Genomic DNA, 16,709 nt, shown 5'->3' with positions numbered 1-16,709 from the left:
CCGATGGGGCGTCTGCCGATGGGTGGAGAATGCGCGGACGAAGCTGAAGGCTCCCGGAGCTTCGCCGTTATTTTCGGTTCATCTTCACAGCGACGCCGTCAGGCCGCCAGTTCGCCCTCGGCGCCCTGTTCGATCAACCGGATGGTCTGGGGCAGGCCGTAGATGGCGGCGAAGGAGCCGAAGCGCGGCCCCTGGCTCGCGCCCAGCAGCACTTCGTACAAGGCGGCGAACCAGGCCCTCAGCGGCTCGAAGGCGTGCGCCTTGCCGACCGCATAGACTTCGTTCTGGATCAGTTCGCCATCGGTCGTATCGGCCGGCAGGCCTTTCAGACGCCCAGCCAGATCGAGCAGGGCCGCCTTTTCCTTGTCGTCCGGCAGGCGGTACGACTTGGAGGGCTTCACGAAGTCCTCGTAGTAGTTCAGCGCATGATCCATCAGCCGGTCCAGCAGCGGCTCGGTCGCGGACGTCGCCTCCGGCAGATATCTGGCGAAATAGGCCCACAGCTGGTCTTTGGTCGAGGCGTTGGCCACGCCCACCAGGTTCAACAACAGGGCGAAGGACACCGGCGAGGTGTGGGTCGGTGGATCGCCCGCGTGGATCGACCAGACGGCGTTGTCGATCCGCTTGGCGGCCTCTTGCGTCTTATAGGCCTCGATGAAGGCCAGATAGTCGTCGATCGCGCGCGGAATGACGTTGAAGTGCAGGCTCTTGGCCGATTTCGGCGACTGGAACATGTACCAGGACAGGCTTTCGGGCGTGCCGTAACGCAGCCACTCGTCCATCGTCAGGCCGTTGCCCTTGGACTTGGAGATCTTCTTGCCCTCGATGTCGAGGAAGAGCTCGTAGTTGAAGCCTTCCGGCGGCACGCCGCCCAGGGCGCGACAGACCTTGGAGCTTTCGCGCACGCTTTCGATCAGGTCCTTGCCCGACATCTCGTAATCGACGTCCAGGGCGGTCCAGCGCATGGCCCAGTCGGGCTTCCATTGCAGCTTCACATGACCGCCGGTCACGGGGACCTCGGTGCGGTTTCCCGGTTCGCCCGCCGGGTCCTCGAAGGTGATCGTGCCCTTTTCGATGTCGCGCGCCAGGGTCGGAACCTGCAACACATGGCCGGTGATCGGGCTGATCGGCAGGAAGGGCGAATAGGTGGCGCGTCGTTCCTCGCCCAGGGTCGGCAGCATGATGGCCTGGACCGCGTCGAACCGCTCCAGCAGCGTCAGCAGGGTCGCGTCGAACCGGCCCGACTTGTAGGTCTCGGTCGAGGACATGAACTCGTAGTCGAAGCCGAACCCGTCGAGGAAGGCGCGCAGGCGGGCGTTGTTGTGCGCGCCGAAACTGTCATGGGTTCCGAACGGATCGCGCACCTGGGTCAGGGGCTTGTGCAGGTCTTCGACCAGCATCTCCCGGTTGGGCACGCCCTCGGGAACCTTGCGCAGGCCGTCCATGTCGTCCGAGAAGGCGATCAGGCGCGTGGGCCAGTGGTCGCCGGTCAGGGCGCGGAAGGCGTTGCGCACCATGGTCGTGCGCGCCACCTCGCCGAAGGTGCCCATGTGCGGCAGGCCCGACGGGCCGTATCCCGTCTCCAGGATCACCGGCCGTTGCAGCGCGGGAAAGGTCGCCAGCGCCTCGTCGGCCTTGCCCGCGTCGATCAGCAGCTTGGCGGCGTCGCGCTCGGCGTCGCCGAGGCGCTTCTTCAGAACGTGGTTCAGAAGATTGCGGGCCTGTTCAAACGGCCAGGACTTGGCCTCGCGGGCGAGGGTTTCGAGGTTCTGCAACATGGGCGGGGGTTTGCAGTCTGCATACCGCCCGGTCAACCGCCTAGCGGCCGGATCGGCCCTTGGCGGCGGTGACGATGACTTCGACCCGATAGTCCGGCGAGGCAAGCTTGCTTTCGCCGGTGGCGCGGGCGGGCGGATTGGCGGTGTCGACCCAGGCGTCCCAGACGGTGTTCATCGCCTCGAAGTCGGCCATGTCGGCCAGCCAGATCTGCGCCATCAGGATCTTGGACTTGTCGCTGCCGGCCTGGGCCAGCAGGGCTTCGACCTCGGCCAGGGCGGTCTTGGTCTGGGCGATCACGTCGTCGCCGGGCTCTCCGACCTGGCCGGCCAGATAGATGGTGTCGCCGTGAACGACGGCCTCGCTCATGCGGGCGCCGGGCTGGATTCGGGTGATCATGGCCAAGTCCTCTCGTGCGCCCGCACCTATCGCCGCAGCCGACCTGCTGTCGAGGTCTTTATCGGCGGCTCAGACGGGCGACGGTCAACCCGACGACCAGGGCGCCCGCGCCGACGACGAGGGCGTCCTCGATCAGCCCGCTGCGGGTCTGGCCGATCCGGGCCATGGCCTTCTTGCGGCCGGCCAGGGTCAGATAGGCCAAAGGAACGGCCGTGCCGACGGCCAGACCTGCGCCCAGCTTCTCCTTACCGCGCGGCGCCAGGGCCGAGCCGGCGATGCCCGCGCTCATCACTCGCGCCAGAAGGCCCAGGAAGACCGTGCGGTCCGGGGCCGACTTCATCTTGTCGCCGAACAGCTCGCCCACGCCCATCAACAGGGCGCCGAACTTGAACAGGGGCTGGTTCAGCAGGAACACGCGTCCCGGCGTCGGCTTGTGCGCCAATTCGGCGACGGCGATCGCCGCCATCGGGGTCATGGAACGGGCGCTGGCGACGGCGCCGATGAGGGCGGAAGGCAAAAGCTCGGTGATCTTCATGCCTGCTGAACACCGAAACCCGACGACGGTTCACCCGCGGGCGGCCAGGACGTTGCGGATCGCCAGGCTGGAGTGGATGCGCGACACGCCGGGCAGGCGCGACAGCACATCCTTGTGGATGACCTCATAGGCGGCGATGTCGGGCGCCACGGCCCGCACGATATAGTCCGCCGCCCCCGCCATCAGATAGCAGTCGCGGATTTCCGGGTGGTTGCGCACCGCCGCCTCGAACCGGCGCATATGGTCGTCGGTCTGCTTCTCCAGGGTGATCTCGACATAGGCGACAACCCCGTCGTCGCTGTCGTTGGCCAGGACGGCGGCGTAGCCCCGAATGACGCCCCGCTCCTCCAGCCGCCGCACCCGTCGCAGGCAGGCGGACGGCGACAGGCCGACGGCGGCCGCCAAGTCCGCATTGCTGATTCGCCCGTCGGCCCGCAGGCGCTGAAGCAGGCGGTGATCCATGGGGTCGAGCAGGGTCACAAGATTCCACCATAACGGCGCACAGGATTGCCTGCATCGCATATCAGCCGCAGGAAGTTGCGCAAACAGGCAGGATCGTCGGACGACCCAAGGCTAAGTTTCGGTCTTTCAGGATTCGAGCAGGATTGTCTCATGCGCGTTCTGGTGCTGGGTTCGGGCGTGATCGGCGTGACCACGGCCTGGTATCTGAACCAGGCGGGCCACGAGGTCGTCGTGGTGGATCGCCAGGCCGGTCCCGCCCTGGAAACCAGCTTCGCCAACGCCGGCCAGGTTTCGCCCGGCTATTCGGCGCCCTGGGCCGCGCCGTCCATTCCGGTCAAGGCGATGAAATGGCTGCTGATGCGCCACGCCCCCCTGATCCTGCGCCCCCGGCTGGACATGGCGATGATCCGCTGGACCATCGCCATGCTGCGCAACTGCACCCACGACCGCTATGCGCTGAACAAGAGCCGGATGGTGCGCCTGGCTGAATACAGCCGCGATCAGCTGGACCTGCTGAGGCGGGAAACGGGCGTGGCCTATGACGGCCGCCAGCAGGGCACGTTGCAGCTGTTCCGCACCGAAAGACAGCTGGCCGACGTGCACAAGGACGTGGATGTGCTGAAGGCCCAGGGCGTGCCGTGCGCGGTGCTGGACCGGGCGGGCTGCATCGCGGCCGAGCCGGGGCTGGCGGCGTCCGATGTCGGCTTCGTCGGGGGCCTGCGCCTGCCGCACGACGAGACGGGCGACTGCTTCCTGTTCACCAACGCCCTGGCCAGGCTGGCGGCCGAGCGCGGCGTGACCTTCCACCAGGGCGTCGACATCCTGGGGCTGGAAACCGTCGACGGCCGGGTCGTCGGGGCCCGCACCAACCGGGGCCCGATGACGGGGGACGCCGTGGTGGTGGCCCTGGGGTCGCATTCGCCGCAGATCGCGGCGCCGGTCGGGCTTAAGCTGCCGGTCTATCCGGTGAAGGGCTATTCGATCACGGCCCGGATCGTGGATGCGGACCGCGCGCCCGTCTCGACCGTGATGGACGAGAGCTACAAGGTCGCGATCACCCGCCTGGGGGACCGCATCCGGGTCGGCGGTATGGCCGAATTGTCGGGCTATAACAACACCCTGCCCGCCCTGCGCCGCGAAACCCTGGAGCATTCGGTCGGCAGCCTGTTTCCGGGCGGCGGCGATCTGAAGGGCGCCAGCTACTGGTCCGGCCTGCGGCCCATGACGCCGGACGGCACGCCGGTCATCGGCGCGACCAAGGTTCCGGGCCTGTATCTGAACACCGGCCACGGCACCCTGGGCTGGACCATGGCCTGCGGTTCGGCCCGCGTCCTGGCCGACACGATCGACGGGCGCTCGCCCGAGATCGACGCGCACGACCTGTCGCTGAACCGCTACGGCGCCTGGGCCGGGGCGTTCGCGCCGGGGTTTGGCTGACATCGGACGCTGGCGGCAATTTCACCGTCTGAATAGTGTGAATCGTCTGAAATCGCCCTTTCAAGGATCGATAAGCATGACCTGTCGCCGAACCGCTACGGCGCCTGGGCCGGGGCGTTCGCGCCCGGGGTGGACGGCGTCGGACGCCAGCGGCAATTTTCACCGTCTGAATAGTGTGAATCGTATGAAATCGCCCTTTCAAAGATCGGCGACCATCCTACCACCGCGCCAAGGACCGGTAGGTCGAAAGTCGTTCGGCCGGAAATTCCCGATAGGATTCAGAAGGCGGGGATGGGCGAAAGCGCGTGTCGGCGGGCGCCACGTGGCGCAGGGCGTCGGACGCCCCTATAGAGCGCCCGATGAAGACCGCCGATTTCGATTTCGACCTGCCTGAAGACCGGATCGCCCTGCGACCGGCCGATCCGCGCGATTCCGCCCGACTGCTGGTCGTCAGGAACGGCGCGCTGGAGGATCGGGTCGTTCGCGACCTGCCGGACTTCCTGCGCCCCGGCGACGCCCTGGTGTTCAACGACACGCGCGTCATCCCCGCCCGCTTGTCGGGCGTGCGTCAGCGGATCGGCGTGGAGGACGAAATCCTGACGGTCGAGGTCGAGGCCACCCTGCACCACCGCGACGCGCCCGACGTCTGGTCCGCCTTCATGAAGCCGGGCAAACGCATCAAGCCGGGCGACCGGATAAGGTTCGGGCATGAAGCCGACGCCGCCTGCGACCTGGGCCGGCTGGATGCGACGGCGACGGCCAAGGGCGACGACGGCCTGATCACCCTGAGGTTCGATCTGTCCGGCCCGGCGCTGGACGACGCGATCCGCGAGGTCGGGGTGATGCCCCTGCCCCCCTATATCGCCGCCAAACGACCCGAGGACGAGCGCGACCGCTCCGACTATCAGACCGTCTTCGCCGAGCACGACGGGTCGGTCGCCGCGCCGACGGCAGGCCTGCACTTCACGCCGGCCCTGCTGGAGGCCATCCGCGCCAGGGGGGTCACGACCCATGCGGTGACGCTGCATGTCGGGGCCGGCACCTTCCTGCCCGTCAAGGCCGACGACCTGGCCGACCACAGGATGCACAGCGAATGGGGCGAGGTGTCGCCCGACACCGCCGCCGCCCTGAACGCCGTGCACGCGAACGGCGGCCGCATCGTCTGTGTCGGCACCACCTCCTTGCGCCTGCTGGAAAGCGCCACGGACGAGGACGGAACGATCAGGCCCTTTCACGGCGACACGGCCATCTTCATCACGCCCGGCTATCGGTTCAGGGCGGTCGATGTGCTGATGACCAACTTCCACCTGCCGAAGTCGACCCTGTTCATGCTGGTCAGCGCCTTCGCCGGAACCGACACGATGAAGGCGGCCTACGCCCATGCGGTGGCGGACGGCTATCGCTTCTATTCCTACGGCGACGGGTCGCTGTTGTTCCGCGACTGAGGCGCGGCCGTCAGGGCCAGAGGCGTTCGCGGCTCCAGGCGTCGCCGTCTCGGTTAAAGCGCAGCCGGTCATGCAGACGGAAAGGCCGGTCGCGCCAGAACTCCACCGATCGCGGCGTCACCCGCCAGCCGGTCCAGCGGTCGGGGCGGGGCACATCCTGCCCGTCGAACCGCGCGGTTTCGCGCCCGACGGCCTCTTCCAGCGCCGCGCGATCCGACAGGGGCCGCGACTGGTCCGAGGCCCAGGCGCCGATCCGGCTTTCGCGGGCGCGACTGGCGAAATAGGCGTCCGCCTCCGCCGTCGAGACCGGCTGGACGGCGCCGCGCACCCGCACCTGACGACGCAGGGTCTTCCAATGAAAGGTCAGGGCGGCCGCCGGATGCGCGGCCAGTTCGACGCCCTTGGCGCTCTCGGCGTTGGAATAGAAGGTGAAGCCGCGCGCATCGACGTCCTTCAGCAGCACGATCCGCGCGTCCGGCAGACCGTCGGCGTCGACGGTGGATAGGGTCATGGCGTTGGCGTCGTTCGGCTCATGCGCGCGCGCATCGGCCAGCCATTCGACGAACAGGCCGATGGGTTCGGGACGCGCGAAGATCGTCTCGTCGCCATTGGCGGCCAGGGCGGCGGCGTAGTCGCGGGCGTAGTCCTCGCGCGACGGGCTGGGCGGGATCACGGATGCTGTCATGGCCCCGATCTAGCCCCTGGGCCGAACGGTGGGAATGACCGAGGTCAAAAACGAAGGCCGCGCCGTCACGGTTAACCGCCCATTGACCCTGATCGGCCGACGATGGGGCCATGAGCGCGCACCGTCCTGCATTCGACGTTTCCGGCGTCCGCGAGGCCCTGGCGATCCTGGGCGTGGCGGGCGATGCGGATGCGCCGGCGCTGAAGGCCGCCTTCCGCTCGGCCGTCAAGTCGGCCCGCCCCGACCAGCCGGGCGGCGACGCCGAGCGGTTCCGGCGCGTGATCGCCGCCTATCGCCTGATCCAGGCGCATCGGCCGGTCCGCCCGGCCCTGGCCGCGCCCAGCGCCCGCCCGGCGCCGGCCCCGGTCCTGACCCTGACGCCGATCCAGGCCCTGAGCGGCGGCAAGGTCGAGGTCAGGCTGGGGACGCGCACGGTGCGGGTGACGGCGCCGAAGGGCCTGCGCACCGGCGACCATCTGCGGCTGAGCGGCGGCGCGGCGGACGGGTGCGACCTGTATCTGTCCGTGCTGATCCGGCCCGAAGACGGGCTGTCGGTCATGGGCGACGATCTGTTCATGTCCTGGCCGGTCGAGCGTCGGCTGATGGCCGATGGCGGCCGGGTGGAGATCGAGACCCATGCCGGCGCCCGGTCGGCCTGGATCACGGCCGACATGGCCGCGCCGGTCCGGGTGCGGCTGAAGGGACTGGGCCTGCCGGCGCGCGGATCGCGGGCCGCGGGGCATCTGTTCGTCACCCTGATCCCGTCGTCGGACACGCCGTCGGCGGCCGAGGACCTGCTGGTCCGGTTCACGCGGGTCTGGACGCAGGAACGTCTGGCGGCCTAAGTCGAGGCCATGTCGCACAACACCTTCGGCCATCTGTTTCGCGTGACCACCTGGGGCGAAAGCCACGGCCCGGCCATCGGCTGCGTGGTCGACGGCTGCCCCCCGCTGCTCCCGCTGACCGAGGCCGACATCCAGCCTTGGCTGGACCAGAGGAAGCCGGGCGGCAGCCGGTTCGTCACCCAGCGCAGGGAAAGCGACGCCGCCCGCATCCTGTCGGGCGTGTTCGACGACGGCGCGGGCCCCGTGACGACCGGCGCGCCGATCTCGATCCTGATCGAGAACGAGGACCAGCGGTCCAAGGACTATGGGGAGATCGCCCGAGCCTATCGCCCCGGCCACGCCGACTATGCCTATCAGACCAAATACGGGGTGCGGGACCATCGCGGCGGCGGCCGATCCTCGGCGCGCGAGACGGCCAGCCGCGTCGCCGCCGGGGCCGTGGCGCGCCGGGTGCTGGGCGACGGCGTCAAGATCAGGGCCGGCGTGGTGCAGATCGGGCCGCACCGGATCGCGCCCGAAGCCGTGGATTTCGACGCCGTGCGCGACAATCCGCTGTTCGCCGCCTCGGCCGCGGTCGTTCCCGCCTGGGAGGCCTATCTGGACGAGGTGCGCAAGGCCGGCTCCTCCATCGGCGCGGTCGTGGCGCTGGAGGCGACGGGCGTGCCGGCGGGTTGGGGCGCGCCGATCTACGGCAAGCTGGATGCGGAGCTGGCCGCCGCCCTGATGTCGATCAACGCCGCCAAGGGCGTGGAGATCGGCGCAGGGTTCGAGGCGGCGGAACTGACGGGCGAAGAGAACGCCGACGAGATGCGGCTGGACCTGAACAAGCAGCCGGTCTTTCTGTCGAACAAGGCCGGCGGGGTACTGGGCGGGATTTCGACGGGGCAGCCGGTGACGGCGCGCGTGGCGTTCAAGCCCACCTCCTCCATCCTGACGCTGCGCCAGACCATCACCCGCGACGGCCATGAAACGGATCTGCGCACCAAGGGTCGTCATGATCCGTGCGTCGCCCTGCGCGCCGTGCCGGTGGTCGAGGCCATGGCCGCCTGCGTCCTGGCCGACGCCATGCTGAGGCACCGCGCCCAGGTCGGCTGAGGATCAGGCGCCGGGCCGACGCGGCGCGTCCAATGCCGACGCGACCGGACGCGAGGCCGGCCCGGCCTGTCGCGTCAAAGGCCTCTGTTCCCGCTGCATCAGGGCCACCAGGCCCGCCAACCCCGTGGTCATCACGATCACCGCTCGACTCCTGCGACTGCGAACCGTTTGCAGGTTTGCGCAAGTCGGGCCGCCGTGCAAGAGGGTCGGTCGGCGGCTCGAAGATCAGGAGATCAACCGTGCGTGAAGACGGCAAGCTGGACTACCTCGAACTGCCGGCGGCGGACATGGCGCAAACCAAGGCCTTCTACAGCCAGGCGTTCGGCTGGGCTTTCGTGGACTACGGCCCGACCTATGCGGCCTTCGACCAGGGGCTGGACGGGGGTTTCGACGCCGATCCGGCGGATCGGACGCGCGCGCCCCTGCCCGTTCTTTATGCGCGCGATCTGGAGGCCATGCAGACCCGCGTCGAGGCGGCGGGCGGGCGCATCGTCAGGCCGATCTACGCCTTCCCCGGCGGGCGGCGCTTTCACTTCGCCGATCCGGCGGGGACCGAGATGGCGGTCTGGTCCGAGAGCTGATTCTCAGCGCGGATCGACCGACTGGCCGATCCGTTCGGCCAGATCGCGGTCGGCGCCGGCGACGCTGGCGACCCAGACGTGAATTTCCTTGGGCGCCGCGGCGCGTTGGAACAGGTGCTCCATCGCCAGGCGTCGGCCCGCTTCGTTGACGACGATGGAAGCGCGCGCGCCCGTGCGAACCATGTCGCCGTCATAGATCGGAAACTGGGACGACGGCCCGGCGTAGATCATGACCAGGGTCTGGCCGTCGCGCTGGATGCGGTAGATGGCGGCGTCCGCGCCCGCCCGCCCCGGAACCACGACCACGCCGGCCGGAAGTTCGATGCGGAACGGAAGGGCGGCGACCCCAGCCGCATCCAGAGCCGCCGGCGCGGGCGCAGTCTGCGGCATGGCAGGCGTGGCCTGGGGCGCCGTCGCGGGCGCCGCAGGCCGGGTCGACGGGGCTATGGCGGACGGACGGGGCGCCGTCGCCTGCGGGGCCGGGGCCGGTCTCTGTGCAGCCGACGGCGCGGGCGCGGTTCCAGTCGGAACGGTCGCGGCTCGCAGATCGGTCGCGGCGGGCGCCGGCGTCGCCGGGCGGGGGGCTGCCGATGCTGCGGAGGGCGGCGCGCTGTTCAGGTCCCGCGTCAGGTCGCTGGCGCCGCGCGGCGGCGGCGCGGCCTGACCGGACAGGGCGAAGGCTGTGGCGAGGGCGATCAGGGTCATGGCCGGACCATCGCGCGGCGGCGCCCGCTTCGCAAGCGCGGCCTCACGCCTTCGGGATGGACACCCAGAAGGTCGCGCCTTCGCCGGGGGCCGATTCCACGCCGATGGACCCGGCCTGAAGCTCCACCAGCCGCTTGGCCAGGGCCAGGCCGACGCCGTGCCCTTCCAGGGCCGAACGCTCCAGCCCCAGACGGTTGAAAGGCTCGAACAGCTGGGCCTGTTTCTGCACGGACAGGCCGGGACCGAAATCGACGACCTCGATCCGCACGCAATCCTCGTCCCGCAGCGCCCGCAGAACGACGCGCCCGCCCGAGGCGCCGTATTTGAGGGCGTTGATCGTCAGATTGGTCACGACCTGAACCAGGCGCTGGGAATCCGCCACGGCGATCAAGCCGTCGCCCTCGCACACGACGTCGATCACGGTCTTGCCGGCCTCGGGGCGCAGCAGACAGATGCGGCGGACGTCCTCCAGCAGTCCGGGAATGTCGGTCGGCCGCAGTTCGACCCGAACCGAGCCGGATTCGGCGCGCGCCACATCCAGCAGGTCGTGGGCCAGGGTCTCGATCTGGCGGGCGGTGCCGACCAGCACCTGGGACATCTCGGCCTGTTGCGCCGTGATCGGCCCCAGTTGTCCCTGACGCCACAGATCGCCGATGCCGATGATCCCGGCGACCGGACTCTTGATCTCGTGGGCGACGTTGGCCAGAAGGCGCGACTTGGCTTCCGACGCCTTCTCCGCTCTTTCCCGGCCCGCCCGCGCGCGCTCGGCCAGCACGTCGCGCTCTTCCAGCAGGGAGGCGACCAGCAGGATCGGCATATAGCCGATCAGCACAAGCATCTGGGCCATCACGACCTGCTCAGCCCGGCTGCCCTGTCCATAGGGTCCATGCCCCATCATCGCCCCGCCCACGGACAAGAGCGTGACCAGGATCAGGGCGAAGGCGATGCCCGCCACGCCCAGCCGCACCGCGATGACCATGAGCAGGGGCAACAGGAGGAAGCGCGCCGAAAAATGACCGGCGAACCCGGCGTAATAGAAGCCCAGCAAGCCGGCCAGCAGCACGGCCGCCTCGACCATCTTGTTCGGACGGGTCAGACGAACCAGGGTGGCGCGCGTCAGCGACAAACCCATCGCGCCCAAGACGGCGATGCCCAAGGCATGGCCCAACCACCAGGTCTGAAATCCCTGCCAGACCTCCGCCTGGCCCAGTTGCATCTGAATCACGACACTGCCCAAAGCGGCGGGAAGAGGCGCCAGACCCGCCGCGAAGAACAGGAAACCTGCCGCCCCGTTCAGGGTCGACAGGTTCAGCGTCGGCGCGAAGCGCCGCGCCAGCAGCACCGCCCCGACGATTTCGATCATGTTGACGATGGCGAAGGCCAGAGCCAGCAGGGGCCTGTTGCCGGCGATGATCTCTCCGATCAGGATGCTCACCGTCAGCACCCCGGCGAACGTCAGGTCGTTGGCCCGCCCCCGGCTGGTCCGCAACCACACGGCGATGGCGACGCCGCTCGCCCCCCAGAAGCCGGCGACCAGCCCCGCAGAACGCCCATAGGCGACGGCCGTGGCGACGAGTATGGCCACCGCCACCCCGGTCAGGACCGGAGCCAGCGGACGGAAGGCGTCCGATCCCTCGCCGCGTTCGCTCGAATATCGGCCAGCCTTCGGCGGCGCCGTCCGAGACTCGACGGGGGAGACGTCGCTGTTGAGCGCACGGCTCATGATCATGAAAGCGTCCTGACCGGAAAGCGTCAGGGCGCAAATGACCACAGGGTTCCTAACATCCCTTAAAGTTGGAAGTTCAACTTTCGATTGAACAACTTAACCGCCTCGGCTGCGCCGCCTTCGTAGCTCCAGATTCCGCCGCTGACGGCGACGAAATCGGCGCCGGCCCGGGCCACCTGCTCGGCCGTCTCCAGGGTGATGCCGCCGATGGCGACGCAGGGCGTCTCCACGGTTTCCTGCCAGACGGTCAGCAAGTCCAGCGAAGGGCGGTGAACCGTCGCCTTGGTCGAGGTCGGATAGAAGGCGCCGAAGGCGACGTAGTCGGCGCCGTTCTCGGCGGCGTCCCAGGCCAGATCGCGGTCGTCATGGCAGGTGACGCCGATCATGGCGTCCGGTCCCATGATGCGCCGCGCCTCGGCCAGCGACGCATCCCCCTGGCCGATGTGGACCCCGTCGCAGCCGGCGGCGCGCGCCAGGTCGGGGCGGTCGTTCAGGATGACCGCGACATCATGCCGACGGCAGACAGGCGCGAGGACATCGACCGCACGTCGGATCGCGTCGTCATCGGCCGGTTTCAGGCGAATCTGCAGCGCCGCCACGTCGCCGGCCGCCAGCGCCTGATCCAGGGTGGCGGCGAAGGCGTCGAGGTCGGAAATCGCCGGCGGCGTGATCAGGTACAGCCGGCACGGCGGGCGGTCGGGGACGAGCGAGGTCTTGGCCATAGCCGTCCTTCCCTCCCTTGCGACCCCGCGTCAACGGCCGCGAGCGGTCCAGCGCATGAGAACGACTTGCAATCGCCTTAAGGAGTGATATAGCGAACCATTCTCAGTCGGTGGATCGCGTAGAAACTCGTGTACGTCTGCAACTGCAACGGCCTTCGCAAGCGGGATGTGGCTCAATCCATAGAGGCGGGCGCCAGCCGGCCGCGCGACATCTTCGCCAGCCATCAATGCCAGGCGCAGTGCGCCAAATGCGTCTGCGAGATGCGCCAGATGATCCAGGACAGCCGCGAAGCCTTCGCACTCGCAGCCGAGTAGGACCGCCATCTCGCGCGGTCGAAAATCACTCGCACTATCAATGCGATGATAAGAAGTCGCAAGTAAACAATGCGCGCTCTGATGTGGTATGGCGTCGGCTGACGGCGACCGATGCGCCGTGACGAGACCAAGGACCATGGCCATGAAGGGCGACCCCGCAATCCTGCGCACTCTGAACGCGGTGCTCACCAACGAACTGACGGCGGTGAACCAGTATTTCCTGCACGCCCGCATGTTCGAAAGCTGGGGCCTGGCTCATCTGGGACACGTCATCTACGAAGAATCGATCGGCGAGATGAAGCACGCCGACATGCTGATCAAACGCATCCTGTTCCTGGACGGCCTGCCCAATCTGCAGGACCTGCACAAGCTGAAGGTGGGCGAAGATCCCATAGAATGCCTGGGCGCCGATCTGCAGCTGGAGCTGGACAGCCGCGCGACCACCGCCGCCGCCGTGACCCAGTGCGAGGAGATGCGCGACTACGTCAGCCGCGACCTGTTGATGAAAATCCTGGCCGACACCGAAGAGCACATCGACTTCCTGGAAAACCAGCACAAGCTGATCGAACTGATGGGCGCGCAGAACTATCTGCAGGCGGCCATGAAGGAGATCGTGACCGACGGCGCGGCCACCGGAAACTGATGGGAACCGCCGTTCGATCCGGTCATTAGCCTTTCACAAGGGCCAAGCTGGAGCGCGCCATGACCGATATCGACGACGCCATCGACGACGTGCGCGACGCCGCCGTGGACCTGCTGAACAGCGAGGGACGCAGCGCCGGCCATGTCGCGGCGGGGATCGCCCTGACCGTCGGTTTCGCCCTTCTGGCCCACACCATCGCCTCGGGCGCGTTGAAGCCGCGGCGCAATTTCAAGCAGGTGCGCGACGGGGACCTGCCGATCACCGAAAAGCCGAAAGGGGCGTTCAGTCTGATCCTGCCGGCGGTGTTTTCGGCGACGACCCTGTCGGCCGTGCGGGTGTGGAACGCCCCGCCGCAGCAGGCGCGCACGCGCGCCATGGGCCTGTGGGTCGCGGCCCAGACGGTGAACGCCATCTGGCTGGGCCTGCGCCCCGCATCGATGGCGCGCCAGGTCGTCGCCGCCATGTCCTCGGCCGGTCTGGCCGCCGCCTTCGCCCACGAGGCGCGCAAGCTGGACGAGGGCGCCGGCAAGATGGCCGCCCCGACCGGTTCGGGCGTGCGGCTGGGCAACTTCCTGCATCGCAAGACCGACGAGGCGTAGTCGGTCCCGGCATGAGCGCGCGTCGCCTTGCCCTTTGTCGGGGCTTCCTCTAGGGATCGCGCCCTATTCGCCTCGGCCCGGAACGGGTGCGAGCGCGCAACCCTATTCCCGATGTGACCCCATGAAGATCAACGGCAACACCATCAAGCCCGGCATGGTCCTGCAGCACAACGGCGGCCTGTGGGTCGTCACCAAGGCCAGCCACGTCAAGCCCGGCAAGGGCGGCGCCTTCGCCAACGTCGAGGCCAAGAACCTCGAGACCGGCAACAAGCTGAACGAACGCTTCCGTTCGGAAGACAAGGTCGAGCGCGTCACGCTGGAGCAGAAGGACTTCTCCTATCTGTTCGACAACGGCGACAGCCTGGTCTTCATGGACGACGCCACCTACGAGCAGATCGAACTGCAGAAGGACTGGGTCGGCGACGAGCGGATTCCCTATCTGCAGGAAGGCATGAAGGTCGTCATCGAGATGCACGAAGACCGTCCGATCGGCCTGGAGCTGCCCGATCAGGTCGTGCTGGAAGTCGCCGAGACCGAGCCGACCGTGAAAGGCCAGACCGCCTCATCCTCCTACAAGCCCGCTCTGGCCTCCAACGGCGTGCGCATCATGATCCCGCCCTATATGTCGGCCGGCGAGAAGATCGTCGTCGATACGACCAGCGGGGAATACGTCCGCCGGGCGGACTGACTGTTTGGGTGAGCGAGGGATGTCAGTGAGCGAAGAGGTGAGCCGAGGCCGCCCTGTTCGCTCACCCCTTGCTCACGGACACTTCTCACCGACGCCGCTCAGACGTCGCCCTTGAACTTCTCCGTCTGTCCGGGCCGATGCCTTGAAGGACAGCCGGACCAGGAGATCCGCCGATGGCCCTCGCTTCCGCCCTGCTTCAAGTCATGACCGATGCGGTTCGCAAGACCGCCCGCCCGATGCTGCGCGACTTCGGCGAGGTGTCGCAGCTTCAGGTGTCGAGGAAAGGCCCCGGCGACTTCGTCACGGCCGCCGACCTGAAGGCGGAAGACACCCTGTTCGAACTGCTGATGAAGGCCCGCCCCGGCTACGGCTTCCTGGGGGAGGAACGCGGCATGGTCGAGGGGACCGACAAGTCCCACACCTGGATCGTCGATCCGATCGACGGCACCACCAACTTCATGCACGCCATGCCCCATTTCGCCATCACGGTGGGGCTGGAGCGCCGCGCGCCGGACGGCCCCAGCGAGATCGTCGCGGGCGTCACCTACAACCCGGTCATGAACGAACTGTTCTGGGCCGAAAAGGGCAAGGGCTGCTATCTGAATGACCAGCGCATCCGCGTCGCCGGTCGTCGCGACCTGTCGGAATGCCTGATCGCCACCGGCCTGCCCTTCATCGGCAAAACCGGCCACGCCCAGGCCATCAAGGACATACACGCGGTGGGCCAGCGCGTCGCCGGCATCCGCCGCCTGGGCTCGGCCGCCCTTGATTTCGCCTGGGTCGCCGCGGGCCGCTACGACGCCTATTACGAGCGCAATCTGAAGCCCTGGGACGTGGCGGCGGGCATACTGTTCGTCACCGAGGCGGGCGGGCGCGTCACCACCATCGACGAGGACGGCGATCCCAAGACGGGCGTGTCGATCCTGGCGTCCAACACCGAACTGCATCCGCACCTGCGCAAGGTGCTGCAAGCGGCGTAGGGCGTCACGGGCCTGTCGCGCCCCTGCCCTATCCAGGGCGGATGATCCGTTTCATCCTGGGCGCCCTGATCCTTCTGACGGGAACGCCGGCCTTGTCTCAGCCCCTGATCATCGCCCACCGCGGCGCCTCCGGCGAGCGGCCCGAACACACGCGCACGGCCTATGAACTGGCCGTCGAACAGGGCGCGGACGTGATCGAGCCGGACCTGGTCCTGACCCGGGACGGCGTCTTCGTGGACCGGCACGAGAACGAGATCGGCGGCACGACCGATGTCGAACGCCATCCCGAGTTCGCGGATCGCAAGACCACCAAGGTCGTCGACGGGGTCGAGACGACGGGCTGGTTCACCGAGGACTTCACCCTGGCGGAACTGAAGACCCTGCGGGCCAGGGAGCGGCTGCCCGCCTTTCGTCCGGGCGGCGCGGCCTTCGACGGGCAGGAGCCGATCCTGACCTTCGGCGAGGTCGTGGCCATCGCACGCGCGGCCTCGGCGCGGACAGGACGCACCATCGCCGTGGCGCCGGAGTTGAAACACCCGACCTATTTCGCCGGGATCGGCCTGCCGATGGAAGACGCCTTCGTCGCCGAACTGGAGCGGCTGGGACTGACGGGGGCGGATGCGCCCGTCATCGTCCAGTGTTTCGAGGTCGGCCCGCTGGAGCGGCTGTCGAAACGGATCGACGCGCCCCTGGCGCAGTTGGTGAGCGGCGCCGGCGGCCCGGCGGATCGGCCCGGCCTGACCTATGCCGAGATGATCACGCCCGAGGGGCTGAAGACCATGGCCGCATACGCCGCCTGGGTCGCGCCGGAGATGACCCTGGTCCTGCCACGCGACGCCGAGGGCCGCAGCACGGCGCCCAGCGCCCTGGTCGCCGACGCCCATGCGGCGGGGCTGAAGGTGGTGGTCTGGACCGTGCGGGCGGAAAACGCCTTCCTGCCCGCCGAACATCGCCGGGGCGAGGGCCTGGCGGACCATGGCGACATGGCGGCCTATGTCCGCGCGCTGGCCGAGACCGGCGTGGACGCCATCTTCAGCGACTTCCCTGGATTGGCGCGGGCGGGGCTGTAGT

The 16,709-nt window shown here is 68.4% G+C and carries 19 protein-coding genes; 11 read left to right on the top strand and 8 right to left on the bottom strand.

From position 1 onward, the window contains the following. Positions 1-98: 98 nt before the first annotated feature. From AC0L6G_RS00870 to AC0L6G_RS00855, 4 genes are read right to left on the bottom strand one after another with little or no spacing between them, the layout of a single operon-like run. Positions 99-1,778: a lysine--tRNA ligase gene (locus AC0L6G_RS00870; protein WP_293824409.1), complete on the bottom strand. Its 1,680-nt coding sequence runs from the start codon at positions 1,776-1,778 to the stop codon at positions 99-101. 40 nt (positions 1,779-1,818) lie between these two features. After that, a complete protein-coding gene (locus tag AC0L6G_RS00865; protein ID WP_293824407.1) occupies positions 1,819-2,175 on the bottom strand; it encodes a RidA family protein in 357 nt (118 codons plus the stop codon). Between the two features lie 58 nt (positions 2,176-2,233). Then, positions 2,234-2,710, bottom strand: a complete 477-nt coding sequence (locus AC0L6G_RS00860) for a hypothetical protein (RefSeq protein WP_293824405.1) — start codon at positions 2,708-2,710, stop codon at positions 2,234-2,236. Between the two features lie 30 nt (positions 2,711-2,740). After that, positions 2,741-3,190 (bottom strand): Lrp/AsnC family transcriptional regulator, encoded by a 450-nt coding sequence (locus AC0L6G_RS00855; protein ID WP_293824403.1) that lies wholly within the window; start codon positions 3,188-3,190, stop codon positions 2,741-2,743. A 132-nt stretch (positions 3,191-3,322) separates the two neighbouring features. Between AC0L6G_RS00855 and AC0L6G_RS00850 the strand changes: the two genes are divergently transcribed. Both AC0L6G_RS00850 and queA read left to right on the top strand, forming a co-directional pair. Beyond that, positions 3,323-4,609 carry a D-amino acid dehydrogenase gene (locus tag AC0L6G_RS00850; protein ID WP_473252719.1) on the top strand — a complete coding sequence of 429 codons (1,287 nt, stop codon included), beginning with the start codon at positions 3,323-3,325 and terminating at the stop codon, positions 4,607-4,609. Between the two features lie 359 nt (positions 4,610-4,968). Beyond that, positions 4,969-6,054 (top strand): tRNA preQ1(34) S-adenosylmethionine ribosyltransferase-isomerase QueA, encoded by a 1,086-nt coding sequence (queA, locus tag AC0L6G_RS00845; RefSeq protein WP_293824399.1) that lies wholly within the window; start codon positions 4,969-4,971, stop codon positions 6,052-6,054. A gap of 10 nt (positions 6,055-6,064) precedes the next feature. Here the strand turns inward: queA and pdxH are convergent, their stop codons facing one another. Continuing rightward, positions 6,065-6,739, bottom strand: coding sequence for a pyridoxamine 5'-phosphate oxidase (gene pdxH / locus AC0L6G_RS00840; RefSeq protein ID WP_293824398.1), 675 nt, complete (start codon positions 6,737-6,739; stop codon positions 6,065-6,067). 110 nt (positions 6,740-6,849) lie between these two features. Here pdxH and AC0L6G_RS00835 point away from each other — a divergent pair, with 110 nt between their 5' ends. The 3 genes from AC0L6G_RS00835 to AC0L6G_RS00825 all read left to right on the top strand — a co-directional run bounded on the left by AC0L6G_RS00835 (position 6,850) and on the right by AC0L6G_RS00825 (position 9,260). Beyond that, entirely contained in the window at positions 6,850-7,584 is a 735-nt protein-coding gene (locus AC0L6G_RS00835; protein ID WP_293824396.1) for a J domain-containing protein, read from the top strand. A gap of 9 nt (positions 7,585-7,593) precedes the next feature. Continuing rightward, positions 7,594-8,679 (top strand): chorismate synthase, encoded by a 1,086-nt coding sequence (gene aroC / locus AC0L6G_RS00830; RefSeq protein ID WP_293824394.1) that lies wholly within the window; start codon positions 7,594-7,596, stop codon positions 8,677-8,679. 239 nt (positions 8,680-8,918) lie between these two features. Then, entirely contained in the window at positions 8,919-9,260 is a 342-nt protein-coding gene (locus AC0L6G_RS00825) for a VOC family protein (protein ID WP_293824392.1), read from the top strand. Positions 9,261-9,263: 3 nt separating this feature from the next. Here AC0L6G_RS00825 and AC0L6G_RS00820 read toward each other — a convergent pair whose 3' ends face one another. Genes AC0L6G_RS00820 through thiE form a run of 3 tightly spaced genes read right to left on the bottom strand, consistent with a single transcriptional unit; the run spans position 9,264 to position 12,413 of the window. Then, positions 9,264-9,965, bottom strand: coding sequence for a hypothetical protein (locus AC0L6G_RS00820; RefSeq protein WP_473252718.1), 702 nt, complete (start codon positions 9,963-9,965; stop codon positions 9,264-9,266). Between the two features lie 43 nt (positions 9,966-10,008). Beyond that, complete coding sequence (locus tag AC0L6G_RS00815) at positions 10,009-11,694, bottom strand: sensor histidine kinase (RefSeq protein WP_473252717.1); 1,686 nt, start codon at positions 11,692-11,694, stop codon at positions 10,009-10,011. 59 nt (positions 11,695-11,753) lie between these two features. Then, positions 11,754-12,413 (bottom strand): thiamine phosphate synthase, encoded by a 660-nt coding sequence (gene thiE, locus AC0L6G_RS00810; protein WP_293824386.1) that lies wholly within the window; start codon positions 12,411-12,413, stop codon positions 11,754-11,756. A gap of 129 nt (positions 12,414-12,542) precedes the next feature. Between thiE and AC0L6G_RS00805 the strand changes: the two genes are divergently transcribed. The 6 genes from AC0L6G_RS00805 (at position 12,543) to AC0L6G_RS00780 (ending at position 16,708) form a co-directional block, all read left to right on the top strand. After that, positions 12,543-12,728, top strand: coding sequence for a (2Fe-2S)-binding protein (locus AC0L6G_RS00805; RefSeq protein ID WP_291537992.1), 186 nt, complete (start codon positions 12,543-12,545; stop codon positions 12,726-12,728). A gap of 142 nt (positions 12,729-12,870) precedes the next feature. Further along, entirely contained in the window at positions 12,871-13,371 is a 501-nt protein-coding gene (gene bfr / locus AC0L6G_RS00800) for a bacterioferritin (RefSeq protein ID WP_293824383.1), read from the top strand. Positions 13,372-13,430: 59 nt separating this feature from the next. Further along, positions 13,431-13,970: a tryptophan-rich sensory protein gene (locus AC0L6G_RS00795; protein WP_293824381.1), complete on the top strand. Its 540-nt coding sequence runs from the start codon at positions 13,431-13,433 to the stop codon at positions 13,968-13,970. 121 nt (positions 13,971-14,091) lie between these two features. Beyond that, complete coding sequence (efp, locus tag AC0L6G_RS00790; protein ID WP_291537304.1) at positions 14,092-14,658, top strand: elongation factor P; 567 nt, start codon at positions 14,092-14,094, stop codon at positions 14,656-14,658. Between the two features lie 173 nt (positions 14,659-14,831). Then, positions 14,832-15,638, top strand: coding sequence for an inositol monophosphatase family protein (locus AC0L6G_RS00785; RefSeq protein WP_293824379.1), 807 nt, complete (start codon positions 14,832-14,834; stop codon positions 15,636-15,638). Positions 15,639-15,679: 41 nt separating this feature from the next. After that, positions 15,680-16,708 carry a glycerophosphodiester phosphodiesterase gene (locus tag AC0L6G_RS00780; RefSeq protein WP_293824377.1) on the top strand — a complete coding sequence of 343 codons (1,029 nt, stop codon included), beginning with the start codon at positions 15,680-15,682 and terminating at the stop codon, positions 16,706-16,708. Position 16,709: the final 1 nt, after the last annotated feature.

Source organism: Brevundimonas sp. D3-1P (assembly GCF_055809335.1).
This window is presented reverse-complemented; position numbering and strand designations above follow the sequence as displayed.